A 25263-nucleotide genomic window follows, 5' to 3' on the forward strand; every position below is an offset into this window, starting at 1 on the left:
GTCCCTCCCGGCCTCGGCCCCCGCCTGCCTCGCCCCTTCGGCCCTCGTCTCTCCCGATGACTTTGCCCGCCCCGGACGGTCTTCCCTACAGGCGCCGCCCTCCCCGCGGCACGCACGCCACGACTGGAGGCCGACCGTGCCCACCCCGTACGAGCCACCGGAGCCCGGCACGGGACACGTACGGCCGCCGGCCGGCGAGCACCCGGCCCTCAGGCCCGCGGGCCCTTCGATCCCGGCGGCGGAGATCCCCGCACTCCACCGCCGGCTGCGCGCACTCCTGCGCGACCACCCGCCCGCCGCGGTCCTGTGCGACGTCCGGGCCCTGGTCGCGCCCGACACCTCGACCGTCGAGGCACTGCTCCGACTCCAGCTCACCGCCCGCCGGCACGGCCACCACCTGCGGCTGCGGCACGTCCCCGAAGCACTCGGCCTCCTGCTGGCCCTGACCGGGCTCTCCGAGGCGCTGCCCGCCGACGCGACGGACGCGACGGACGCAGCCGACCGCTGAGGAGACGCGCCGCGGTCAGCCCGCGTACCGCGGCGGCAGTCCGAACAGCGGGAACAGCCGGTCGGTGTCGAGGAAGGAATGGAGCCCGGTGATCCGCCCGCCGGCCATCTCGATGACCTGGATCGCCCACGGCGTGCCGTCCCCGCGGTACTGCCCGAACGCCGGCCGGCCGTTCGCCGCGAGGGGCACCAGATGGGACCCCCGGCAGCCGTGGCCCGGCCCGAGCATCCACTCCACGACGTCCTCGCGGCCGCGCAGCCACAATTCGTACGGCGGCATCGACAGGGTCGAGTCCTCGTGCAGGACAGCGGTGAGAGCCTCCATGTCGAAGCGCTCGAAGGCGTCGACATACCGCTTGAGCAGCTCCTGCTCCGCCTCGCCCAGCGGCTCCGCCGGCTCGGTCGCGGTGTCCGCGGAGGCGGCGAGCGTGGCACGGGCCCGCTGCAGGGCGCTGTTGACCGAGGCGACGGAACTGCCGAGCAGTTCGGCGACCTCGCTCGCCGACCAGCTGAGCACCTCGCGCAGGATCAGCACCGCCCGCTGCCGGGGCGCCAGCCGCTGCAGTGCCGAGACGAACGCGAGCCGGATCGACTCCCGGGCGACGGCCGCCTCGGCCGGGTCCTCGGCACCCGTCAGCACCCGGCCGTCCGGCACCGGGCCGATCCAGGTGGCCTCGGGCAGTCCCGTCCCGACGGGTGTGTCCACGCTCGCCGGGGATGCCAGATCCATCGGCCGGGCCCGCCGGCTGCTGCCCTTGAGCAGGTCCAGGCAGACGTTCGTGGCGATCCGGTACAGCCAGGACCGCAGCGAGGACCGCCCCTCGAACCTGTCGTAGCTGCGCCAGGCCCGCACCATGGTCTCCTGCACGGCGTCCTCGGCCTCGAAGGCCGATCCGAGCATGCGGTAGCAGTAGCCGGTCAGCTCCGTACGGTGCGTTTCGAGCCGGTCCGCCAGATCCCCTGCCGCCGGCGCGGACCGCACGTCCGCCTCGACCGTGACGTCGCCGGTTGCTGACCGCTTCATCGAGGACCGCCCCTCACCCGTCGGCCGACCGCCCGGCACGCGTGGCTCGAGGCTACCGGAGCGCCCGGCACCAGTCTCCTCCTTCCGCGGAAGGTTCGCAGCGAGAGCCGCCGCGCGCCGTCAGCCCGGCACCCGGACCGCCGATCCCCGCTCGGAGAGCCGGGGGGCGCACAGGATGCGCTTGCGGCGGACGCGGCGGCCTTCGATGGCCGCGACCGCCAGCCGGGCGGCCTCCTTGGCGATGTCGGCCAGCCCCCAGTCCAGGGTGGTCAGCGGCGGGGTGAGGACACGGGAGACGGGGTGGTCGTCGAAGCCGACGACGGAGATGTCCCGGCCGACGGCCAGGGACGCCTCGGCGGCCGCGGCGTAGACGCCGTAGGCGATGGAGTCGGAGAAGCAGAAGACGGCCGTGGGGGCGGTGTCCCCGGCGTGTCCCGCGCCTGCCAGGACCTGGCGGGCGACCGCCGTGGCCTCACCCAACTCCTGCGCGCAGGGCAGCACTTCGACCCCGATGCCGAGCCGGTCGGCGGCCTCGCGCACATAGACGTCGGCGGGGCGGTCGGGGGTCGAGGGTCCGGTCGGGGTCAGGACCGTGACACGGCGGTGGCCCAGGCCGCGGAGGTAGTCCAGCACCGCGTCGATCCCGGCGCGGTTGTCGAAGAGCACCTCGCCGGCCGTCCTGGCCCGGCTCAGCGCGTCACCGATGGACACCACCGGCACCGCGTCGGCGATCTGCGCCCACCCCTCCGCCGAGGGGTCGACCGGCGACACCAGCAGGCCGTCCACGCGCTGGTCGCGCAGCTGCTTGGCGAGGGCCAGTTCGCGTGCCGGGTCACCGCCCGCGTCCAGGATCAGCGCATAGCGGTCGCCGGCCAGCAGTTCGCGGCCTATCGCGGCCATCAGCTGCTGCTGCCAGAGGTCCTGCAGATCGCCCGCCAGGACGCCGACCATGCTCGTCCGGCCGCTGGCGAGGGCGCGGGCGATCGGGTCGGCTTCGTAGCCGAGCTCGGCGGCGGCCTTGCGCACCCGCTCCTCGGTCTCCTTGGAGACGTGCTTGCCACGCAGTGCGTAGGAGACGGCCGCGGTGGAGAGTCCGGTGGCCTCGGCCACCTCGCGGAGGGTGGTGCGCTTATTGGGCCTGGCCATGACCGGAAGCCTACCCAAGGCGGCGGGCCCGGCCGTGCCAGGAACGGCCGCGGCCTTGACAGCCCTTCGTGTTAACCGCTTCACTTAACCGCATCAGTGAAGCGGTTAACAAGATGCCGCGCGGCCGAGCCGCCGCCCCTCGCCCCCCGACCGGCGGCGCCTGCCCCCAGCCGCCGCACGACCACGACCACCGCACCCAGCCCTCTCCGCTCCCGCCCCCGAGGAAGGCCCCGTGCCCACCGACATTCACCAGCACCTCTGGCCGCCCGAGTTCCTCGCGCTGCTGCGCGCCCGCAGCACGCCGCCCCTGCTCGACGGCTGGACCCTGCACCTGCCCGGTGAACCGCCGTACGCCGTGGACCCCGCCGACCACGACATCGCGGCCCGCGCCCGCCTGGCCCGCGCGGACGGCCTCGATCTGGCCCTGGTCTCACTCTCCAGCCCGCTCGGCATCGAATACCTGCCGCCCCGGGAGGCCGCACCGCTCCTCGCCGCCTTCCACGACGGCGCACTGGACCTGCCCGCCCCGTTCGGCGTCTGGGCCACCCCGTGCCTGTCCACCGCCGATCCGGACACCCGGAGCGTGCGGTGCGAGCTGGAACGCGGTTGCGCGGGGCTGCAGTTGCCGGCCACCGCCCTGCTCGACGCGGCCGGGTGGGCGCGCTGCGCGCCGCTGCTCGATGTCGCCGCCGAACTGGACAAGCCCCTGTTCATCCACCCCGGCGCGGCCCCGCCCGCCGAGGACTCCGCCCCCGCCTGGTGGCCCGCGCTGGTGCCGTACGTGCAGCAGCTGCACGCCTCCTGGTTCGCCTTCCGCGCCTTCGGCCGGGCGCGCCACCCGGACCTGCGGGTCTGCTTCGCGGCGCTCGCGGGCCTCGCGCCGCTGCACGGCGAGCGGCTGGTCGCCCGCGGCGGCGGGCGGGACCGCGGCCGGGTCGACCACAACGCCTTCTACGAGACCTCCTCCTACGGGACCCGCGCGGTCGACGCGCTCGTCCGGGCCGTCGGCATCGATGTCGTCGTCACCGGCAGCGACCGGCCCTACGCCCGGCCCGTTCTGCCCGACCTCGGCGCGGACGCCGCCGTCCACGCCCTGCGTATCGCCAACCCGGCCCGCCTGCTGGGCCCGACGAAAGGAGTCCGTCCATGACGTACCGCACCTCCCAGGCCGACCCCGAGGCGCGGGCGCGGGCCGAGGAGCCGTTCCGCGCGCTGCCCGAGCGCGACCTCGACAAGCGCGAGCTGCGCACCCTGGTCGACTCACTCGCCGCCCGCCCGGACCTGTGGCGCGAGCAGGTCGCGTTCTCCGACACCGAGCGCCACTTCGCCTCCCTCCACCGCGATGAGTACGTCGACGTCTGGCTGCTGTGCTGGACCCGGCAGAACGACACCGGCTGGCACGACCACGACCTCTCCTCCGGGGCGGTCCACGTCGTCCAGGGCGTGCTGACCGAGTCCAACCCGCGGATCGGCGGCGAGCACCTGGCCACCGCCGTCGGCGCCGGCTCGTCGTTCTGCTTCGGCCCTGACCACATCCACCGGCTCACCGGCGCCACCGACGACGCGGTCTCGGTGCACGCCTACTCGCCGCCGCTGTGGCGCCTGGGGCAGTACGACATCACCGAGGACGGGCTGATGCGCCGGATCTCGGTCTCGTACGCGGACGAGCTGCGGCCGATGGACGCCCCCGCGGCCTGAGATCCCGGCCGCGCGGGTTCCCGCCACGCGCGGCCCAGCCGTTCCCGGCAGATCCCGAGGGGCTGCCCGCCCCGGGAGCGCAGATCGTTCCCGCGCGCGCCGGGGGCCGGTTACCAGTATTTACCCCCCACCTATTGACCTTCCATTCATCCGAAGCGATTCTGCATGGACCCATACAGGCAGCCGTGGGCGTGCCTGTCACGAACCTCATGCACCCGGCGGCGGAAGAGGCGGCACCTATGGCAGGCGTGGTGGAACAGCGCTCGATCGACGTCGTTCCTGACGACGAACGGCACGGCAGCGCCTTCAGCCAGTTCACCCTCTGGCTCGGCGCCAACCTTCAGATCACCGCCGTCATCACCGGCGCCCTGGCCGTCGTCTTCGGGGCGAACGCCTTCTGGTCGGTGATCGGGCTGCTCCTGGGCAACCTCCTGGGCGGTGCGGTGATGGCCCTGCACTCCGCGCAGGGCCCCCGCCTGGGACTGCCGCAGATGATCACCTCGCGGGCGCAGTTCGGGGTACGCGGCGCGGTGGTACCGCTCGCCCTGGTCATCGTGATGTACATCGGGTTCTTCGCCAGCGGCAGCGTGCTGGCCGGCCAGGCGGTCGGTGAGCTGACCCACCTCGGCGAGACGCCCGGCATCATCCTCTTCGCGGCCGTCACCGCCTTCGCTGCGGCCGTCGGCTACCGCCTCATCCACACCCTCGGCAAGATCGCCGGTCTGGTCTGCGCGGTCGCCTTCGTCTACCTCGGCATCCGCCTGACACAGCGCGCCGACCTCGCCGAACTCCTGCACGACCGCGACTTCGGGCTGCCGGTCTTCCTGTTCGCCGTCTCGCTGTCGGCGTCCTGGCAGCTGGCCTTCGGCCCGTACGTCGCCGACTACTCGCGCTACCTGCCCCGCCACACCTCGGCACGCGCCACCTTCTGGTGGACGCTGTCCGGCTCGGTGCTCGGCTCGCAGTGGTCGATGACGTTCGGTGCGCTGGCGGCCGCCGCGGCACCCGCCGCGTTCGTGGGGCACGAGGTCAGCTACATCGTCGGCCTGGGCGGCGTCGGGCTGATCGCTTCGTTGCTCTACTTCGTCATCGCTCTGGGCAAGCTCACCATCAACATCCTCAACACCTACGGCGGCTTCATGTCGCTGGTCACCAGCGTCAGCGGCTTCCGCGGCCAGCGCACGCTCTCCGCCCGCGGCCGGTCCCTCTACATCGCGGGGATCATGGTGGCCGGGACCGCCGTCGCCCTCCTGGGCAAGGACTCCTTCCTCACCTCGTTCAAGGACTTCCTGCTGTTCCTGCTGACCTTCTTCACCCCCTGGTCGGCGGTCAACCTGGTCGACTACTACCTGATCTCCAAGGAGCGGTACGACATCCCCGCACTCAGCGACCCCGCGGGCCGCTACGGCGCCTGGAACGTCCGCGCGCTGGCCGTCTACGGCCTCGGGGTGCTCGCCCAGCTCCCCTTCCTCACCACGCACTTCTACACCGGCCCGCTGGTGGCCCCCCTCGGCGGCGCCGACATCTCCTGGCTGGTCGGACTCGCCGTGCCGGCCGTCCTCTACTGGGCCGTCGCCCACCGCGACACCGCCCGCGTCCCGGCCTCCACCACCCACGAGGAGCAGCGGACCCCGGCCGGCTAGCGGCGCCGTTCGCCCCGGGCGAGGAAGTCCCTCCGAGAGCCTGACGGACGCGAAACCGCGGTCCCGGAAACGGAACCGACGGCGCGTCGGGAGAAAGGTGTTGCGGGGACCGCCGCACCCCGGCGTGAGCCGGGGGCGGGACGACGGCGGTCCCCGCAAGGGACGCGACCCGGGTCAGGGCCGGTCGTCGCATCCTGGCGACCGTGGTTGTCCGGGAGCCGCTCCGGAGGTCCGTATCGCCTGGTCACCAATGTGCAGGACGAGTGTTAAGCCCGTGCTGCGAGCACGTGACGCATACGTACACCTTGCGGCGACCGCCCGTTCCCTGACGGCCACTTGACGCCGTGACGGCCCTGCCGGGCCCCGCCCGCCGCAAGGACCGCCACCGAGCTCCGCCCCGCTAGTGGGCCACCCCGCGTGCCAGGTAGGCCAGCAGGTCCTGCCGACTGACGACGCCGGTCGGCTTGCCGTCGACGAGCACGATCGCCGCGTCGGCGCCCTCCAGGACCGCCATCAGGTCGGCGACCGGCTCGCCCGAGCCGACCTGCGGCAGCGGCGGGCACATGTGCTTCTCCAGCGGATCGCTGAGGGACGCGCGCTTGGTGAAGAGCGCGTCGAGCAGCTCACGTTCGACGACCGAGCCGACGACCTCGGCGGCCATCACATCGGGGTGCCCGGCGCCCGGCTTGACGATCGGCATCTGCGAGACGCCGTACTCGCGCAGGACGTCGATCGCCTCCCCGACGGTCTCCTCCGGGTGCATGTGCACCAGCGAGGGCAGCGCGCCCTCCTTGTGCTTGAGCACCTCGCTGACGCGCGCCGTGGTGCCGCTCTCCTCCAGGAAGCCGTAGTCCGCCATCCACTCGTCGTTGAAGATCTTCGAGAGATAGCCGCGGCCGCTGTCCGGCAGCAGCACGACCACGACATCGTCCGGCCCGAGCCGCGCGGCGACCTCCAGGCCCGCCACCACCGCCATCCCGCAGGAGCCGCCGACCAGCAGGCCCTCCTCCTTGGCGAGCCGGCGCGTCATCTGGAAGGCGTCCTTGTCCGAGACCGCCACGATCTCGTCCGCGACCGTACGGTCGTAGGCGGACGGCCAGAAGTCCTCGCCGACTCCCTCGATGAGGTACGGGCGCCCGGAGCCGCCGCTGTAGACGGACCCCTCCGGGTCGGCTCCGATGACCTGCACCCGGCCCTCACTCGCGTCCTTGAGGTATCGCCCGGTCCCGCTGATCGTGCCGCCCGTGCCGACACCGGCCACGAAGTGGGTGATCCGCCCGTCCGTCTGCTCCCACAGCTCCGGCCCGGTCGTCTCGTAGTGCGAGCGCGGATTGTTGGGGTTGCTGTACTGGTCGGGCTTCCAGGCCCCGGGCGTCTCGCGCACCAGCCGGTCCGAGACGTTGTAGTAGGAGTCCGGGTGCTCGGGGTCCACGGCGGTCGGGCAGACGACCACCTCCGCGCCGTAGGCCCGCAACACATTGATCTTGTCCGTCGACACCTTGTCAGGGCAGACGAAGATGCACTTGTAACCCTTTTGCTGGGCGACGATCGCGAGTCCTACGCCGGTGTTCCCGGACGTCGGCTCGACAATGGTGCCGCCGGGCTGCAACTCACCCGACTGCTCGGCGGCCTCGATCATGCGCACCGCGATGCGGTCCTTGACCGAACCGCCCGGGTTGAAGTACTCGACCTTCACCAGGACGGTGGCCTGGATCCCTCGGGTGACGTTGTTGAGCCGCACGAGCGGGGTGTTGCCGACTAGCTCAATCATCGATTCGTAAAACTGCACGGTGGTCTCCGCGGTCGGGGGCACGCTGTCCTGCGCCCGTTCGGCCAGCCTATTGCCCGTCCGCGCCGGAGACCCGGCGCGTTGCGATCTGCGCGCAACGGGGCAACAACCTGTTGTACGAGTTCTTGCCGTTTTTCGTGGCGCGCCCGGCTCTCGCGGCCGAGGCGCGCACGCACTGCACGGGGAGGTGCCCGGCCTATGCCGATGACGATGTCCAGGGCGAGGGTGGCCCGGCGGATCGCCACCGCCGCCGCGGTCGGCGGCGGCGGGGTGGGCCTGCTCGGCGTCGCCGCCGTCGGGGTGCTGCTGACCGAGGTCCGCCTCGCGCGCCGCACGGTAGGCGGCTCCAGCGACATTCCTCCCTGCGCCGACGGCCGCTACGGCGCCGCCTTCGGCCACCGCTCCGACCGGCTGCCGCTGCGGCTCGGCTTCCTCGGCGACTCCACCGCCGCAGGCCAGGGCGTCAGCCGGCCCCGCCAGACCCCGGGCGCGCTGCTCGCCTCCGGCCTCGCCGCGGTCGCCGAACTCCCCGTCGACTTCCGCAACGTCGCGCTGCCCGGTGCCCGGTCCGACGACCTGGAGCGCCAGGTCGATCTGATCCTGGCCGACGAGCGCACCAGGCCCGACGTCTGCGTCATCATGATCGGCGCCAACGATGTCACCCACCGGATGCCGTTCGCGGAGTCGGTGCGCCTGCTGTCGGACGCGGTGCGCCGGCTGAACGAAGCGGGCTGCGAGGTCGTCGTCGGCACCTGCCCGGACATGGGCACGATCGAACCGGTCTACCAGCCGCTGCGCTGGGTGGCCCGCCGCCTCTCCCGCCAGCTCGCGGCCGCGCAGACCATCGGCGTGGTCGAGAGCGGCGGCCGTACGGTCTCGCTCGGGGATCTGCTCGGCCCGGAGTTCGAGGCGCGTCCCCGGGAGCTGTTCGGCCCCGACAACTACCACCCGTCGGCGGAGGGCTACGCCACCGCCGCGATGGCGGTGCTGCCGACGCTGTGCGCCGCGCTCGGCCTCTGGCCCGAGGAGGAGCGGCCGGAGCCCGCCCGCCGCGAGGGCATTCTGCCGGTCGAGCAGGCCGCCGCCCAGGCCGCCTCCGAGGGCGGTACGGAGGTCACGGCCTCCCGCGCCCCGTGGGCGCTGCTCAAGCACCGCAGGCGCCGTCAGCTGCCGGACCCGGAGTCGCCCGACCGCCCGCCGGTGACGCACTGAGCGCAGCGGCGCGGGGTGAGGGGAGGGTGCGGGCAGGTCGCCGCCCCTCCCCTCACCGTATAAGCGCCCGCTTAGAAAAGAGGCCCGCATCACAGCGCGCGACCCGTGACCTCAGCACTACGTACAGGTAACTTCCCTCACAGTCCTGCCCGTCGTCGTCCGTCGTCGTCCGTCGTCCGACTGTTCCGACGCCACGAGGCACCCCCGGCAGACTCGGGGATCCTCGCCGCGCCACAACTTCTCACTGGAGCCGTGATGCCCGAAGCCGTGATCGTCTCAGCCGCCCGCTCCCCGATCGGCCGCGCCTTCAAGGGATCGCTGAAGGATCTTCGCCCCGACGATCTGACCGCGAAGATCATCGAGGCGGCCCTCGCCAAGGTCCCCGAGCTGGACCCGACCACCATCGACGACCTGATGCTGGGCTGCGGTCTCCCCGGCGGCGAGCAGGGCCACAACCTCGGCCGCATCGTGGCCGTCCAGATGGGGATGGACCACCTCCCCGGCTGCACCGTCACCCGTTACTGTTCCTCCTCGCTGCAGACGACCCGGATGGCGCTGCACGCCATCAAGGCCGGCGAGGGCGATGTCTTCATCTCGGCGGGTGTCGAGACCGTCTCGCGTTCGGTCAAGGGCAGCTCCGACGGTCTGCCGGACACCCACAACCCCCTCTTCGCCGAGGCCGAGGCCCGCACCGCGGCCCGCGCGGAGCAGGCGGGCGCGGACTGGCACGACCCGCGCGAGGACGGCCTGATCCCCGACGCGTACATCGCGATGGGTCAGACCGCCGAGAACCTGGCCCGCCTCAAGGGCGTCACGCGTCAGGACATGGACGAGTTCGGCGTGCGCTCGCAGAACCTCGCCGAGAAGGCCATCAAGGACGGCTTCTGGGAGCGGGAGATCACCCCGGTCACGCTGCCCGACGGCACGGTCGTCTCCCAGGACGACGGCCCGCGCGGCGGTGTCACGCTGGAGGGCGTCTCCGGCCTCAAGCCGGTCTTCCGCCCCGACGGTCTGGTGACCGCCGCCAACTGCTGCCCGCTCAACGACGGTGCCGCTGCGCTGGTCATCATGTCCGACACCAAGGCGCGGGAGCTGGGCCTGACCCCGCTGGCCCGGATCGTCTCCACCGGCGTCTCCGGCCTCTCCCCCGAGATCATGGGATACGGCCCGGTGGAGGCGTCCAAGCAGGCGCTGTCCCGCGCCGGCCTGTCGGTGTCCGACATCGACCTGGTCGAGATCAACGAGGCGTTCGCCGCCCAGGTGATCCCGTCCTACCGCGACCTGGGCATCGACCTGGACCGCCTGAACGTCAACGGCGGCGCCATCGCGGTCGGCCACCCCTTCGGCATGACGGGCGCCCGCATCACCACGACCCTCATCAACTCCCTGCAGTGGCACGACAAGCAGTTCGGCCTGGAGACGATGTGCGTGGGCGGCGGCCAGGGCATGGCGATGGTCATCGAGCGGCTGAGCTGAGCCGCAGCGGAGAGTAGGGGTCGGTGCGAGGAACGAGCGCCGACACCTGCCCGCAGCGCAGGCGAAGCGCAGCGCGACCACCGGCCTGTGCGGCTGAGCTGAGCCGCAGCGGAGAGTAGGGGTCGGTGCGAGGAACGAGCGCCGACACCTGCCCGCAGCGCAGGCGAAGAGCAGCGCGACCATCGGCCTGTGCGGCTGAGCTGAGCCGGAGCGGAGGGTAGGGGTCGGTGCGAGGAACGAGCGCCGACACCTGCCCGCAGCGCAGGCGAAGCGCAGCGCGACCATCGGCCGGGGCCACCGCGGTCGTCGGCCCGAGCGGCTGAAGTGAGCCATTTATCCGGTTCGGGTGGCGGGGTGGGGCGGTTTGGCGGTGGGTTCGCCGGGGCCGCGAAAGGGTGCGTGCGGAGGGTGTGCGGGGAGGAACTCCCCAACTCGCCCTCGGCGCGCACCCTTCGGCATGGTACGGACACGTACAGCGACGCCGAGTGACCTGCGTCACCTGGTGACAAGATCGCGACCCAATCGCTCCCAGGATTGTGACCAACGCCCCGACGGAAATGCGTTCTTGCAGGTCAGCATGGGGCCACCCGAACGCATGAGGGCCTTAGCCCCGTCCATTTCGGGACATAGTGCACTGGGAACGGTCGCCGACCACCGGCAGGCTGATGTAGGAAGTCGGGGGACATTCTGCTATCGGGAGTACGCCAATGAGCGAGCGCATCACGGGGGTCCCTCCGGCCAATGGCGGCCAGGGGAAGTCCATGAACAGGTGCGCGCCCCGCGCATTCGGGGCCGCCGAGCGAAGTGGAGAGGACGCATGAGCGTCACCACCCTCGTCATGCCGACGGCAGCAGCCGTCGCCGTAGCGCTGGGCGCCGCAGCCCTGCACACGGCGCGCGGACTGCGCCGCCAGATCGCCGAACTGCACGCCGAGCTCGTCGCCGCCCGCACGGACGCCGCCGAGCAAAGCGACGCGGAGGCGCTGACCGCCGCGTCCATCCCGGCCGCCCGCGCCACCCCCGCCGCCGAGACCCCGCTGGCCGATATACGGGCCGCGGTCGCGGACGCGCTGGCCGAGGAGCGGGAGCGTGAGCTGGCCGAGGCCCGTGCGTTCTGGGCCGCTCAGGAGGCCAGGGACGCCACGGACGCCACGTCCATGCTGGGCGGGCAGGCCGGTCTCGGCGAGGAGGGCCCGGACGCCCGCGCGGACCACCCCGAGCGCCTTGAACTGGACCGGCTCGACCATCAGCCGTTCCTGCCGCGTCAGGCGGACCTGGCCGGCCTGGAGCCGCTGCTGGGCCCGGACGCCCTGGAGCCGATGAACACCCTGGAGTCCGTGGAGGCCCTGGAGGCGCTCGACGTGGAGTTCGAGCCCGTCGAGGAGACCGAGTCCGCCGAGCTGGCCGCCGCACGCCGGCGCCACCCCTCGCACCCGGACTTCTCCCCGGCGCCGGTCATCGGCGACCACGAGCGCACCGTCGCGCGCCTGGAGGAACTGGCCGACCAGGGCACGCCGCTCGCGGACGTGCGCCCCGGCCCGCTGGGCACTCTGGACGTCTACGTCTTCACCGACGGCACCACGCTCTGCCTGACGCCCGGGCACCGCGAGACCGCGGAGAGCATCGCCGGTGCGCTGCGTGAGGGCGAGGCCCCGGTGCTGCTCGGCGGCTCCGGTATCTCCGGCGCGTACGCCCTGACCTTCGCGTGGGGCGAGGAAGACCAGGAGAGCGTCTACATCCTGGCCGACCGCGTCATCGCCTCGCTCTGACCGGACGAGCCGACGGCGGGCCGCCACGGTCCGCCGCGCCCGCTCCCGTGTCCCCCCGGCGGTTCCTCTAGCAGCGTCCCGCGGTCTCACCGACCAGTCGCACGGCCTCCGCCAGCTCCTCGGCGGGGGCCTTTTCCACGTCCTGGACCGCCGCCTCGCCCGCTGGGCCGGCGGCCGACGCCCGCAGCGCCTCGACCAGATCGTGGCCGGCCACCGCGAGTTGGTCGCCGGCCGCGAACATCCCGGCGTCCGGCAGCTCGATGGGCTCCCGCTCCGGGCGCTCGATCCGCTGCGCGCGCCGGGACAACTCCCTGGCGAGGGCCAGTCCTTCGGCGGCGGCACCACGGGCGAGGGCGCTCTGCGGCAGCGACCTGAGCCGGTCGGCGAGGGCGTCCACGGCAGTCTGCAAAGGCATCACGTCAAGCACGCCGTGAGCCTATGTGCCCCTCCTGGGTGGTTGCCAACGCCCGAACGCTCAGGCACGGTGGGCTGAAGAACCAGCATCGACCGCGTCCGGAGGCGCCGATGTCCCAGCTCTTCTCCGAAGAGACCCACCGGAACATGCTCTCCCGCATCCCATCCTGCACCGGCCGGGAAATCTCCGACTGGCTTCGCACCGTTGACGAAGGCCCATCTCTCTTCCGCTTCGACGAAAAGGTCAGCTGGCTCCGTGGCGAGCACAACCTCGCCTACGGACACGCCAAGGCGATCGTCCACGAACACGACCTCAGGCGCGCCGCCCGCAAGCGTTGATACGCCTGACGGGATGAATCGTCCCGACACAGAAGGGCCCGCGGGCAGTTGCCCGCGGGCCCTTCTGTCTGTCGTGCCTGTCGTGCGGTGCGTCGACCGCGCCGGACCGGCCGGCGCGGTCGGCGTCAGTCGCCGCGCAGGATGGAGATCAGGCGGAGCATCTCCATGTAGATCCACACCAGCGTCAGCGTCAGACCGAACGCCGCCAGCCAGGACTCCTCACGCGGAGCGCCGTAGGCGACGCCGTCCTCGACCTGCTTGAAGTCCAGGGCCAGGAACAGTGCGCCGAGCACCACGCCCACGACGCCGAAGAGGATGCCGAGGCCGCCGCTGCGGAAGCCGAGGCCGTCACCCCCGCCGAACACCATGAACATCAAGTTGACCATCGACAGCAGCACGAAGCCGATGGCGGCGATCATCACGAAGCGGGTGAAGCGGGCGTTGACCCTGATGATCCGCGTCTTGTACGCGATCAGCATGGCGACGAACACCGCCATCGTGCCCAGCACCGCCTGCATCGGGGCGCCGCTCAGCTTCGGAATGGCGTTGATGTAGCCGCTGAGCGCACCGAGGAACAGGCCCTCGAGCGCCGCGTACGTCAGGATCAGCGCGGGCGACGGCTTGCGCTTGAAGGACTGGACGAGTGCCAGCACCATCGCGACGAGACCGGCGCCGAGCGCGAAGCCGAGGTTCTCGGTCAGGAAGAGCCAGCCGACGGTCGCGCCCGCGATCACCGTGCCGAGTGTCATGCCCGTGCGCGCGACGACATCGTCCATCGTCATCGGGCGCGTCTGCGGCGTGTACTGCGGCGGTGCCTGGGTGGCGTCCTGCTGGTCCGTGGCCTGCGGGTAGGGGGCGGTGGCCTGCGCGTAGGGGTTGCCCCCCTGCGCGTAAGGGTTCGCGCCGGCGTACGGATTCGCTGCGGGGCCCCCGGCCTGCGGCGGCGCGTTGAAGCCCGCGTAGCCGGTGTCGCGGCTGAATCCCCGACGCGAGAAGACCGGGTTGCTGCTCCTCATCTCACTCCTCCATGGCCGCCCTGCGCGGCCTTGACGCAAGCGTAATGGCTTGGCAAAGACGCGTCCCTAGTTCTTGAGCAGGATCTTCTCCTGAACTTCGGGCGACGCGTCCGCTACATGGAGTACGTACGAGAGGCCCCGGAGGTGCCCGACGGCCCGCACGCGGGGCAGGCGCCGTCCGTACTCCAGGAGCCGCCCACGCCACCGCCACCCGGACGGCCGCGGGCGAGGCGCCTCCGGACGGCTCCTACCCGCGGGGCGGGGACCCACGCCGCCGGGCGCGGACGACGGGGCGGCCCCCCGGCGCCCCGGTTTAAGGAAACACCGCCAATTTCCACCCGGCGGGTCGATGAATATCCCGCCGGCAAGAAGCCTCCGGCCCTCTCGGAATGAATGGAGAAAGCGGCGGACGCACCCGAAGCCGAACGCGGATCTGTGCTCACATCGATGACCGCGGCGGGGACCGCGGCAGAGTCCTGTCGGAGCCCGTGTCGACCTCGCGTCAGAACCCCCATACGGATCCGGACCGTGCGTGCCCTTCCGCCTGCCGGGCGTTTCACCGTTGCCCGGCAGGCAACCGTTTCGCGCCGGTACCCGTCTTCGCTGGTAGCCGGAACCTGCCCGGCGGGCGGATCTGCGGCGATTCCCCGAAGCCCGCCGCCGGGCCGGCGCAGGCACCGGGCCGGGCCCGCCCACCGGTGACCTTCGGTAGTCGCGCAGGTGCGAGCGGTCCGCCGGTCAAGGGTGCAGATGGGTCTATTCTGGCGGGAAACAGTAGCGATAAGAGGGTTGAGGTGCCTGTGCCTGACGTCTCAGTAGTCGTGATCGTCTACAACGACGCCGACCGGTTGCCGACCGCGGTCCAGTCCGTACTGGATCAAACGCTCCGGGACGTCGAGGTGGTGATCGTCGACGATTGCAGCACCGATCGCTCCTTCGAAGTGGCGCAGCATCTCGCCGCCGTTCACAAGGGACGGGTAAGAGCCTTCCAGCTGCCGGAGAACAGCGGCGCCGGGGGCGAGCCCCGCAATGTGGGAATTCAGCACACCACGGGTAAGTACGTCATGTTCCTGGACAGTGACGACGTCCTGGAGATCAATGCGTGCCGCAATATGCTGGAGGCCGCGGAAGAAAGCGGATCGGATATTGTCTCCGGCCTCTGCGTCCGACTGCACAAGGACACCCGAAATCAGAAGCGCGACGAATGGTATTCGTGGCTGTACGCCACCACGCGCACGCTGGAGTCCGTGGAGGAATTGCCCGATCTCTTCGTTTGGGACACCTTGTCCACGAACAAGTGTTATCGCCGGGATTTCCTTGTCGAGAACAATCTCCGGTTCCCCAAGGGGATGTTCTACGAAGACCTGATGTTCATCGCCGACGCCTACCTCGCGGCGCGTCGGATCACCCTGATCCCCAACCAGGTCTATTTCTGGCACGTGTACGAGCGGGCCGCCGTGAAGTCGGTGACCAACCGCCGGCACGAGATGACCAACTACGCCCACCGGCTTGAGGTCCACCGGCGCATCGACGCCCTGCTGGCGGAGCGCGGGCTGAGCGAGCTGAAGCTCGCCAAGGACGTCAAGTTCCTCAAGCACGACCTCGTACTGCACCTGCGCGATCTGCCCTTCCGGGACGCGTCCTACCGCCGTGAGTTCGCCGAACTCTCCCGGGAATACCTGTCGAGCATCGCGCCGGAGGCATTCGAGCGGGTCCAGCCGATCCAGGCCATCTGTGCGTACTTGCTGCAACAGGGTGACTGGGACAATCTCATTCCCGCGGTCGACACCCTCATCAACCGCGACAAGGTCTCCTCGCCGCTCACCGAGCGCGACGGCCGCATCTACTGGTGCGGCGGTCATTTCGACGACCCGTTCGGCCGCGGTGTGCTGGACGTCACCGACCTCGGCTACCACGAGAAGCCGGTCAACAAGCTGTTCCTGCGCAACCAGCTGACCCGGTTCGCCGAGGACGGCGGCGCGGTGTCGCTGGAGGGCTCGATCACCAATCCGCTCGGCGTCATCCCCGCCGGCGCGCGACTGACCGGCGAGCTGGAGTTCAGCGCCCGCCGACGCAGCCTGCAGTCCTTCCACTTCCCCGTGCGCGTGCTGCGCCACGACGGCGACGCCGTCCACTGGGAGGCCGCCGCGGATCTCACCGCGCGGCTGCGTCCGCTGGGCATCGTCGACACCATCTGGGACGTGCGCCTGCGCCTGGAGATCGACGGGGTGCCCACCACGACCCGCCTGACCGTCGCCGACACCGTGCTGTCCGGGCGCCCGCTGCCCGTCCGGCCGCGGCTGACGCGCCTGGTCGCCGACCACATCGAGGCACAGGTCTCCGCCAAGGGCCACCTCGCCTTCCAGCTGCTGAGCGAGAGCCGCAACGGCGAGCGCGTCCAGGAGCTGATCGCCCGCGGGGTGCGAGGCAGGCCCGGAACGCTGGCGAAGACGGGCTTTCGCAAGGCGCGCGCGCTGCGCAAGAACCTCGTCTCGGGGGACAACAAACTCCGCGCCTACCACGAGGTGTTCAGCCGGCTGCCCATCAAGAAGCGCACGGTCGTCTTCGAGAGCCACCTGGGCAAGCAGTACAGCGACAGCCCCCGCGCCCTCTACGAGGAAATGCGCCGGCAGGGCCTGGAATTCGAGGCGATCTGGTCCTACACCGGCTCACCGCAGGGCTTCCCCAAGGACGCCACCTTGGTGCGGCGGTGGTCGCTGCCGTATTTGAAGGCGCTCGCGCAGGCCGAGTTCTGGGTGGACAACCAGAGCTATCCGCTCAAGCTCACCAAGCGCCCGGAAACGACCTACATCCAGACCTGGCACGGCTCGGCCCTGAAGAACATGGGCTTCGACCAGCCGGCCCTGAAGGCCACGACCCGGCAGCAGCAGGCGGAACAGCAGAGTTCCCTGGACCGTTTCGACCGGTTCCTGATCCGCTCCGAGCACGATGTGCGCACCCTGGCCAAGGCCTTCCGGCTCAAGGAGAGGACGCTGCTGCGGGTCGGTTACCCGCGCAACGACGCCCTCGTCAGGGCCCGGGAGCGGGAAGCGGAACTGGGCCGTCGTGAACGCGGTGACCTGGCGGCCGAGTTGGGGATCGCCGAGGACAGGACGGTGCTGCTGTACGCGCCGACATTCCGCCGGGCGGGCGGCCGGCACGGCCGTTTCGAGCTGCCCTTCGACGTGGAGCGATTCGCCGACCAATTCGGCGACCGCTATGTCCTCCTGGTGCGGTCGCACTACCTCAATCACGTGGTGCTGCCCCCGACGGTGCAGGGCCGCGTCATCGACGTATCGGCGCGCCACGACATCACACCGGTACTGCAGCTGGCCGACGGTCTGATCACCGACTATTCCTCGGTGATGTTCGACTACGCGCTGCTCGACCGGCCGTTGGTGTTCTTCACCTACGACTACGACGAGTACGTGCACGAGGGCCGCGGCACCTACTTCGATCTGCTGGAACACGCGCCGGGCCCGGTGGTACGTACCGAGGAGGACTTCTACGAGACAGTGAAGTCCTTCGAGACGCAGTCCCTGGAGTACGCGGCGGCCCGCCGGGAATTCGTCGACAGGTTCGGGGAATACGACCGGGGCAACGCCGCACAGAGCATCGTCGACCAGTTCTTCGCGCAGTGGAGCCGTTGATGACCAAGCCGAACGCAGCACCGCCGCGGGACATCTTCCTCGTCTCCAACAGCGTCAACGAGCTGGGCGGCATCACCAGTTGGTCGCACCAGATGGCGCGCCTGTTCAGCGAGCGCGGGCACCGCGTGCACGTCGTCGGCGTGGTCCCGCCGCCGCAGGGCCGGGTTCACGAGCTGGCCGACGACCTTCCCTACCGGACCACCACGCTCTACGACGAGCACCCGCCGAGCGTGCGGCCCGCGCGCGGCGTCAAGGGCAAGCTCAACCTCGTCGAGCAGCGGCGCCGCGCCGCCCGGGAGGCCGGGATGCGCGAACAGGCTGCCAAGCTCACCGGGCTGTTCCGGGCGGCCCGGCGGGGTGGCGTGGTGATCGTCACCCAGGTGTGGGCGATGGAGTGGGTGGCGCTCGCCGACACCGCCGGGCTCCAGGTGATCGGCATGACCCATGAATCGTTCGCGACGTGCCGCAAGTCCTCCCGTTTCCAGCGCGTGAAGCGGTTCTACGCGGACACCGACCGGCTGCTGGCCCTCACCCGCGAGGACGCCGACCACTGGATCCGGCAGCGGCTCGACAACGTCGGCTTCATGCCGAATCCGCTGCCGTTCTTCCCCGAGGTGCCCTCCGACCGCTCCCGGCGGTGCGTGGTGAGCATCGGCAGGCTGCACGAGGAGAAGGGCGTTGACCTGCTCCTGGAGGCCTGGGCGAAGGTCGCGTCGAAGCATCCGGACTGGACGCTGCGCCTGTACGGCTCCGGCGAGGAGGAGGAGGCGCTGCGCAAGCAGGCCGCCGAGCTGGGCGTCGCCGCCTCCGTCGAATGGATGGGGCGGACCGCCGATGTGCCCGGGGTGCTGCGGGAGAGCGCGGTGTTCGCGCTCAGCTCGCGCGGCGAGGGGTTCCCGCTGGCCCCCATGGAGGCGATGGCGACCGCGGTGCCCTGCGTGGCCTTCGACGTGGCCCCCGGCGTCCACGAGATCATCTCGGACGGCGCGGACGGCCTGCTCGCCCCGCCGGGCAACATCACCGAATTCGCCCGCCACCTCGACACGTTGATGTCCGACAAGGCGCTTCGGGACCGCATGGGCGAGGCCGCCCGCGAGAACATCCAGCGGTTCTCCACGGAGGAGATCGTGGCCCGCTGGGAGGCGCTGTTCGCGCTCCTGGAGCACTGATACGCCAAAGGGGCAAAGCGAGAGGGGCCGCCGGTCTTGACCGACGGCCCCTCTTTCGTTGAAAATTCAGATATATCAGCCGCTCGATGAGCTGGTCGCCGGCAGTGCCCGGAGCCGGACTTGAACCGGCACGGCCCGAAGGCCAGCGAGGTTTAAGCTCGCCGTGTCTGCATTCCACCATCCGGGCGTGGGATCCCCCATGCCACCTCAAAGAGGGCAGCACGAGCGTAGCCCGCAGCGCACCGCAGAGATCGGCCGCTCATCCCGAGGTTGTCTTATTTTATTGGCAACTGAGGGTGCATCAGTGACCGGTACAAGCCTTCGGCACATGCCTGAAGCCTCGCCTCGGGGTTGTACGGTGCGGCGAAATTCGTGCCCGAATTGACGGAAAGTCGACGTCTGCCGGGTGACGGGGCCACCCCCGCGCACGCGAACATCCGAAGGGCCCGGCATCAGGGTCCGTCTCCTCCCCAGGGATGACCGGGCGATTGCGGGGTACGCCCCAGGGCTGGCGCAGGACGGGCACCAGGGTTGACGTTCGCGCCCCCTTTCCTCACTCACGATGGAAGGGCACCCTCGCGCGGCATGGCGGACCCCGCCGCCGCTTCACCCGTACGTCGTCCCGACAGGAGCTCGTTCCCGTGACCACCACTCACTCCGGCGTCCCCACCGCCACCCGTTCCACCGCGGTGGCCGCCCGTGCCACGGATCTCACCAAGGTCTACGGACAGGGTGAGACCCAGGTGGTCGCCCTGGACGCCGTCTCCGTCGACTTCCGGCAGGCCCAGTTCACCGCGATCATGGGCCCCTCCGGCTCCGGCAAGTCGACGCTGATGCACTGCATGGCGGGACTGGACGGCATATCCGGTGGCTCGGCCAGGATCGGCGACGTCGAGCTGACCGGGCTGAAGGACAAGAAGCTCACCCAGCTGCGCCGCGACAAGATCGGCTTCATCTTCCAGGCGTTCAACCTCCTGCCCACGCTGAACGCGCTGGAGAACATCACCCTGCCCATGGACATCGCCGGCCGTAAGCCGGACCGCGCCTGGCTCGACCGGGTCGTGGAGACCGTGGGTCTGGCGGGCCGCCTCAAGCACCGCCCCAGCCAGCTCTCCGGCGGCCAGCAGCAGCGTGTCGCGGTCGCGCGGGCACTCGCCTCCCGGCCCGAGATCATCTTCGCCGACGAGCCCACCGGCAACCTCGACTCCCGCTCCGGCGCCGAGGTGCTGGGCTTCCTGCGCAACTCCGTGCGCGAACTGGGCCAGACCGTGGTGATGGTGACCCACGACCCGGTCGCGGCGTCCTACGCGGACCGGGTGGTCTTCCTCGCCGACGGCCGCATCGTCGACGACATGCCGGACCCGACAGCGGACATGGTGCTGGAGCGCATGAAGGGCTTCGACGCCAAGGGGCGTACGAGCTGACCAGCGGCAGCCACCCGCACTCCGGACCTCTCCTCCAGGACTGACTGACACATGTTCCGTACCGCCTTGCGCAATGTGCTCGCACACAAGGCCCGGCTGCTGATGACCGTCCTCGCCGTCATGCTCGGCGTGGCCTTCGTCTCCGGCACCCTGGTCTTCACCTCGACCATCTCCGACGCGTTCCAGCGCAGCTCCCAAAAGGGCTTCGACCACGTCGACGTCGCCCTCCAGCCGCACGGCTCCGAGAGCCGGTCCGGCGCACCGGGCGGCGCTCCCGACCTCGGCCAGAAGCTGCTCGACAAGGTCGCCGCCGTGCCCGGCGCGGCCTCCGCCACCGGCACCGTGTCCGGGTTCACCGCTGTCGCCGACAAGCACGGCAAGCTGATCGGCGACGGCTTCTCGACCCGCGGCGGGAACTACTACCCCGGCACGGACGGCAAGGACGCGCGCTACCCGCTGCGCGACGGCGCCGCGCCCCGCGACGGCGCGCAGATCGCGCTGGACGCGCACACCGCGGACCGGGCCGGCTACCGGGTCGGCGACACCGTCCGGATCTCCGTCGACGGCCCCGTCCGCGAGGCGGAGCTGACCGGCATCTTCACCACCGACGACGGCACCGTCGCGGCCGGCGGCAGCCTGGCGCTGTTCGACACCGCCAGTGCCCAGAAGCTGTTCGCCGCGCCCGGCGCGTACAGCGAGATCGATGTGCGGGCGGTCCCGGGCACGTCCCAGAGCGCCCTGAAGGCGGCGGTCGACAAGGTGCTGCCCCGGGACGGCGTCGAGGCCACCACCGGCAAGAAGCTCGCCGACGACCAGGCCGAGCAGATCGCCAAGAGCATGGACGGCATGAAGACCGGCCTGCTGGCCTTCGCCGGGATCGCGCTGTTCGTCGGCATCTTCATCATCGCCAACACCTTCACCATGCTCGTCGCCCAGCGCACCAAGGAGCTGGCCCTGATGCGGGCGGTCGGCGCCAGCCGCCGCCAGGTCACCCGGTCGGTGCTGATCGAGGCGTTCGTCGTCGGCGCGATCGCCGCCGTCGCGGGCCTCGCGGCCGGTATCGGTATCGGCGCGGGGCTGCGCACCCTGATGAACGGCACGGGCGCAACGGTGCCCGACGGCCCGCTGGTCGTCTCCCCGTCCACGATCCTGGCCTCGCTGCTCGTCGGTGTCGTCGTGACCGTCCTTGCGGCCTGGCTGCCCGGCCGCCGCGCCGCGAAGATCCCGCCGGTCGCCGCGATGAACAGCGTGCACGCCACCGCCACCACCAAGTCGCTCGTGGTCCGCAACACCATCGGCGCACTCTTCGCTGGTGCCGGTACGGCCGGCGTGCTGACGGCCACCGGCATGGACGACGGCAAGGCCGTGATGGGCGGGGGCGCGGTACTGCTGCTGATCGGCGTGTTCGTCCTGACTCCGCTGCTGTCCCGCCCGCTGGTCGCCCTGGCGGCGCCCGTGCTGCGTGCGTTCGGCATCTCCGGCACCCTCGCCCGGCAGAACGCCGTCCGCAATCCGCGCAGGACCGCGGCCACGGCATCGGCGCTGATGGTCGGCCTCACCCTCATCACGGGTCTGACGGTGATCGCGGGCAGCGTGCAGAAGGGCATCGACAAGATGGCCACGTCCGCGCTGAAGGCGGACTACGTCGTCTCCATGGCGGGGATGACACCGCTCTCCCCCGAGGTCGCGAAGAAGCTCGGGGACCTGGACGACGTCACCGCCGTCAGCCCGCTGCGCAACTCCCCCTCCCGCGTCGGCACCGGAACGGAGTACCTGACCGGCGTCGACGGCGAGGACTTCGGCAAGCTCACCCAGCTCGACTTCACCGGCGGCTCCCTCGGGCGGCTGAGCGGCGACGCCGCCGTGGTGGACGCCACCACCGCCAAGGAGAAGGGCTGGCGGATCGGCTCCCGCCTCCCGGTGACCTTCGAGGACGGCAAGAAGGACACGCTGACCGTCTCGGGTGTCTACGAGGGCAACGAGATGATCAGGGGCATCATCCTCGACAACGCCACCCTGGCGCCGCACCAGAAGCACATCACCGATATGCGGGTGATGGTCAAGACGAAGGACGGCGCCACCGACGCGACGAAGGACTCGCTGGTCGAGGCCCTCGGCAAGAACCCGGCCATCACCGTCCAGGACAAGAAGGACGTGTCCGACAGCATCGCGCAGATCTTCAATCTGATGCTGAACATGCTCTACGGCCTGCTGGCCATGGCCGTGATCGTCGCGGTGCTCGGGGTCATCAACACCCTGGCGATGTCGGTCTTCGAGCGCTCGCAGGAGATCGGCATGCTGCGCGCGATCGGCCTGGACCGGCGCGGCATCAAGCGGATGGTGCGCCTGGAGTCGCTGGTGATCTCGCTGTTCGGCGGGGTGCTCGGGATCGGCCTCGGTGTGTTCTTCGGCTGGGCGGCCGGTGAGCTGATCGGCAGCTCCCTCGCGACCTACGAACTGGTGCTGCCGTGGGGCCGGATGGGCCTCTTCCTCGCCCTGGCCGCGGTCGTCGGGGTGCTGGCCGCCCTCTGGCCGGCCCGCCGCGCGGCGCGGCTCAACATGCTGGAGGCGATCAAGGCGGAGTAGCCGCCGCCCGCACCGCCCCAGGGCCCCGGAGCCCCGTGTGTCGCCACCCCCGCCGAGCGGGGCGGACCGCGAGGACCGGGGCCCTCGGCGGTTGCCCCGGCAACCGTGGAGAACCTGGCCGGGAGGGCGGGGCACCCACCCGGAAAGCTGACAGATGCATGCAAAACATGCATTGGCTTATCACATGGTGCGAACCATGACGATCGCCCATAGCTTCGGCCTCATGAGGAAACGCCACATGATGTACGCGCTCAGCGCCGCGACAGTGACCGCCACGTGCCTCGGCGCCGCGCCACCTACCGATATGAAGGTCCGGCATGTCGTCCGCGCGGGCGACTCGATCCAGGAGGCCGTGGACTCCGCACGCCCCGGTGACACCGTCGTCGTCTCGCCCGGCACCTACCGGGAGAGCGTGCGGATCGACACCTCCGATGTGACGCTCCGCGGGTCGGGCCCCCGGACCGAGATCGTGCCGGACGGCACCAGGGCGGACAGCGCCTGCGCGCAGAGCGGCAACGGCATCTGCGTCACCGGCAAGGCCGGGGACCCTGTCCAGAACGTCACCATCCGCTCCCTGACCGTCGCAGGCTTCAAGAAGAACGGTGTCTGGGCCACCGCAACCGACCGGCTGACCGTCCGCGGGGTGACCTCGCGCAAGAACGGCCAGTGGGGCATCGCGCAGGAGAAGTCCGTCCGCGGCACTTTCCAGGACAACAAGGCCATCGACAACGGCGACGCGGGCATCTTCCTCGCGAACACCGTCAACGAGGAGGGCGGGGCCCTCGACACCCGCGGCGCGGCGATCGAGGACAACCTGCTCACCGGGAACCGCATCGGCATCACCGTCCGCCGCGTCAGGAACCTGACGGTCGACGACAACGAACTCACCGGCAACTGCGCGGGCGTGTTCATCGTGGGTGACGAGTCGCGTCCCAAGGCGGGGGCGATGAAGGTCCGCGGCAACGAGGTGATCGAGAACAACAAGCACTGCCCCGGCAACAGCCGACTGCCGTTCATCCAGGGCTCCGGCATCGTCCTGACGGGCGCCGAGGAGACGCTGGTGCAGGGCAACTACATCCGCAACAACGTCGGCACCTCGCCGATGTCGGGCGGGATCGTCCTCTTCCGCAGCTTCGTGGGCACCCAGAACGAACGCAACGTCATCAGCGACAACCTGATGCTCCTCAACAAGCCGGCCGACCTGGCCAACCGCGACACGGGCACCGGGAACCGCTTCGTCCGCAACATGTGCCGGTCCTCGGAACCGGCGAACCTGTGCTGACGTGCGTCATCCCTTCACCGGGAGAATCGAGGCGGCATGACCACCGTTAGCCCCACACCCCCGCCGGCCATGCGACTGCGGGAGCTGGTCTTCGGAGCGGCGTGCGCGGCCGCCGTACGCGCGGCGGCCCGGCTCGGCGTCGCGGACGCCCTCGGCGACGCGCCCGCCACCGCGGAGGAACTGGCCGCCGCGGTGCACACCGAGGCCCGTCCGCTGGACCGGCTGCTGCGTGCCCTGTCCTGCTACGGGATCTTCGAGGAGACCGGGGACGGGACGTTCGTCCACACCGAGATGTCCCGTCTGCTGCGGGACGACGCCCCCAACAGCCTTCGGTACATCTCCCTGTGGTGCACCGAACCGTGGACCTGGGAGGCCTGGCCGCGGCTGGACGAGGCCGTGCGCTCCGGCCGCAGCGTCTTCGACGACCTCTACGGCAAGGGGTTCTTCGACTACCTCCACCAGGACGCCAAGGACTCCGCGCAGGTCTTCAACCGCGCGATGACCACCTCCAGCAGACAGTCGGCGCAGGACATCGCGGAGCTGCTCGACCTGACCGGGGCCGCGTCGGTGGCGGACATCGGCGGCGGCCAGGGCCATGTGCTGGCCAGTCTGCTGGAGAAGCACCCCACGATCGAGGGGACGCTGCTCGACCTGCCGGACGTGGTGGCCAACGCCGATCCCCGGCTCCGTGACGGCGGCCCGCTCGCCCCCCGGGTGCGGATCGTGCCCGGCGACTGCCGCCAGGACATCCCGGTCCGGGCGGACCTCTACATCATCAAGAACATTCTGGAGTGGGACGACGAGAGCACCCGCACGACACTGCGCAACGTCGTCGCGGCCGCCCCGCCCGGCGCCCGGGTCGTGATCATCGAGAACCTCATCGACGACAGCCCCTCGATGAAGTTCACCACGGCCATGGACCTGCTGCTGCTCCTCAACGTCGGCGGCGCCAAGCACTCCAAGGAGAGCCTCGTCAGCCGCATGACCGAGGCCGGCCTGGCCCTCCGCGAGATCCTGCCGGTCAACGCGTATCTGCACGCCTTCGACTGCACCGTGCCGGAGTGAACGCGGCAGGGCGCCGGGAGAAGTCCCCTCCCGGCGCCCTGCCCGTGCCCTCGGC

Annotated in this window: 19 protein-coding genes and 1 tRNA gene; 14 read left to right on the forward strand and 6 right to left on the reverse strand. The window is 70.8% G+C overall.

Going from position 1 to position 25263, the window contains the following annotated elements; all coding sequences use genetic code 11:
* The first annotated feature begins 136 nt into the window (after positions 1–136).
* Complete coding sequence (locus ACGFZW_RS09085; protein ID WP_393892416.1) at positions 137–508, forward strand: STAS domain-containing protein; 372 nt, start codon at positions 137–139, stop codon at positions 506–508.
* 15 nt (positions 509–523) lie between these two features.
* Here the strand turns inward: ACGFZW_RS09085 and ACGFZW_RS09090 are convergent, their stop codons facing one another.
* Both ACGFZW_RS09090 and ACGFZW_RS09095 read right to left on the reverse strand, forming a co-directional pair.
* Entirely contained in the window at positions 524–1531 is a 1008-nt protein-coding gene (locus ACGFZW_RS09090; RefSeq protein WP_393892417.1) for a sigma-70 family RNA polymerase sigma factor, read from the reverse strand.
* 120 nt (positions 1532–1651) lie between these two features.
* The gene (locus ACGFZW_RS09095) at positions 1652–2677 is read right to left on the reverse strand and encodes a LacI family DNA-binding transcriptional regulator (protein ID WP_393892418.1); all 1026 of its coding nucleotides are present in this window, start codon (positions 2675–2677) and stop codon (positions 1652–1654) included.
* A 232-nt stretch (positions 2678–2909) separates the two neighbouring features.
* Between ACGFZW_RS09095 and ACGFZW_RS09100 the strand changes: the two genes are divergently transcribed.
* From ACGFZW_RS09100 to ACGFZW_RS09110, 3 genes are all read left to right on the forward strand, one after another.
* On the forward strand, positions 2910–3827 hold the full coding sequence (locus ACGFZW_RS09100; RefSeq protein ID WP_393892419.1) for an amidohydrolase: 918 nt from the start codon (positions 2910–2912) through the stop codon (positions 3825–3827).
* Positions 3824–4375, forward strand: a complete 552-nt coding sequence (locus ACGFZW_RS09105; RefSeq protein ID WP_393892420.1) for a cysteine dioxygenase — start codon at positions 3824–3826, stop codon at positions 4373–4375. The genes ACGFZW_RS09100 and ACGFZW_RS09105 overlap by 4 nt, the downstream gene beginning before the upstream one ends.
* Positions 4376–4614: 239 nt before the next feature.
* The gene (locus tag ACGFZW_RS09110) at positions 4615–6018 is read left to right on the forward strand and encodes a purine-cytosine permease family protein (RefSeq protein WP_393892819.1); all 1404 of its coding nucleotides are present in this window, start codon (positions 4615–4617) and stop codon (positions 6016–6018) included.
* A gap of 400 nt (positions 6019–6418) precedes the next feature.
* Here the strand turns inward: ACGFZW_RS09110 and ACGFZW_RS09115 are convergent, their stop codons facing one another.
* Positions 6419–7807, reverse strand: a complete 1389-nt coding sequence (locus ACGFZW_RS09115; RefSeq protein ID WP_393892421.1) for a cystathionine beta-synthase — start codon at positions 7805–7807, stop codon at positions 6419–6421.
* Between the two features lie 198 nt (positions 7808–8005).
* Here ACGFZW_RS09115 and ACGFZW_RS09120 point away from each other — a divergent pair, with 198 nt between their 5' ends.
* From ACGFZW_RS09120 to ACGFZW_RS09130, 3 genes are all read left to right on the forward strand, one after another.
* Complete coding sequence (locus ACGFZW_RS09120) at positions 8006–9019, forward strand: SGNH/GDSL hydrolase family protein (protein ID WP_393892422.1); 1014 nt, start codon at positions 8006–8008, stop codon at positions 9017–9019.
* A gap of 255 nt (positions 9020–9274) precedes the next feature.
* Entirely contained in the window at positions 9275–10495 is a 1221-nt protein-coding gene (locus ACGFZW_RS09125; protein WP_393892423.1) for an acetyl-CoA C-acetyltransferase, read from the forward strand.
* 817 nt (positions 10496–11312) lie between these two features.
* Positions 11313–12263: a hypothetical protein gene (locus tag ACGFZW_RS09130; RefSeq protein WP_393892424.1), complete on the forward strand. Its 951-nt coding sequence runs from the start codon at positions 11313–11315 to the stop codon at positions 12261–12263.
* 67 nt (positions 12264–12330) lie between these two features.
* Here ACGFZW_RS09130 and ACGFZW_RS09135 read toward each other — a convergent pair whose 3' ends face one another.
* Entirely contained in the window at positions 12331–12690 is a 360-nt protein-coding gene (locus ACGFZW_RS09135) for a hypothetical protein (protein ID WP_393892425.1), read from the reverse strand.
* A 98-nt stretch (positions 12691–12788) separates the two neighbouring features.
* Here ACGFZW_RS09135 and ACGFZW_RS09140 point away from each other — a divergent pair, with 98 nt between their 5' ends.
* Positions 12789–13016: a DUF4287 domain-containing protein gene (locus tag ACGFZW_RS09140; protein WP_393892426.1), complete on the forward strand. Its 228-nt coding sequence runs from the start codon at positions 12789–12791 to the stop codon at positions 13014–13016.
* Between the two features lie 125 nt (positions 13017–13141).
* Here the strand turns inward: ACGFZW_RS09140 and ACGFZW_RS09145 are convergent, their stop codons facing one another.
* On the reverse strand, positions 13142–14032 hold the full coding sequence (locus tag ACGFZW_RS09145; protein WP_393892427.1) for a Bax inhibitor-1/YccA family protein: 891 nt from the start codon (positions 14030–14032) through the stop codon (positions 13142–13144).
* A gap of 800 nt (positions 14033–14832) precedes the next feature.
* Between ACGFZW_RS09145 and ACGFZW_RS09150 the strand changes: the two genes are divergently transcribed.
* Both ACGFZW_RS09150 and ACGFZW_RS09155 read left to right on the forward strand, forming a co-directional pair.
* Positions 14833–17682, forward strand: a complete 2850-nt coding sequence (locus ACGFZW_RS09150; RefSeq protein WP_393892428.1) for a CDP-glycerol glycerophosphotransferase family protein — start codon at positions 14833–14835, stop codon at positions 17680–17682.
* The gene (locus ACGFZW_RS09155; protein ID WP_393892429.1) at positions 17682–18851 is read left to right on the forward strand and encodes a glycosyltransferase; all 1170 of its coding nucleotides are present in this window, start codon (positions 17682–17684) and stop codon (positions 18849–18851) included. The genes ACGFZW_RS09150 and ACGFZW_RS09155 overlap by 1 nt, the downstream gene beginning before the upstream one ends.
* Positions 18852–18956: 105 nt before the next feature.
* Here ACGFZW_RS09155 and ACGFZW_RS09160 read toward each other — a convergent pair.
* Positions 18957–19038 (reverse strand) — tRNA-Leu (locus tag ACGFZW_RS09160).
* Between the two features lie 454 nt (positions 19039–19492).
* Here ACGFZW_RS09160 and ACGFZW_RS09165 point away from each other — a divergent pair.
* The 4 genes from ACGFZW_RS09165 (at position 19493) to ACGFZW_RS09180 (ending at position 25208) form a co-directional block, all read left to right on the forward strand.
* A complete protein-coding gene (locus tag ACGFZW_RS09165) occupies positions 19493–20275 on the forward strand; it encodes an ABC transporter ATP-binding protein (RefSeq protein WP_393892430.1) in 783 nt (260 codons plus the stop codon).
* A 51-nt stretch (positions 20276–20326) separates the two neighbouring features.
* A complete protein-coding gene (locus tag ACGFZW_RS09170; RefSeq protein WP_393892431.1) occupies positions 20327–22861 on the forward strand; it encodes an ABC transporter permease in 2535 nt (844 codons plus the stop codon).
* Positions 22862–23084: 223 nt separating this feature from the next.
* A complete protein-coding gene (locus tag ACGFZW_RS09175) occupies positions 23085–24143 on the forward strand; it encodes a nitrous oxide reductase family maturation protein NosD (protein WP_393892820.1) in 1059 nt (352 codons plus the stop codon).
* Between the two features lie 36 nt (positions 24144–24179).
* On the forward strand, positions 24180–25208 hold the full coding sequence (locus ACGFZW_RS09180) for a methyltransferase (RefSeq protein ID WP_393892432.1): 1029 nt from the start codon (positions 24180–24182) through the stop codon (positions 25206–25208).
* The last annotated feature ends 55 nt before the right edge of the window (positions 25209–25263 follow it).

Source organism: Streptomyces sp. NPDC048248, assembly GCF_043201875.1.
GTDB lineage: Bacteria > Actinomycetota > Actinomycetes > Streptomycetales > Streptomycetaceae > Streptomyces.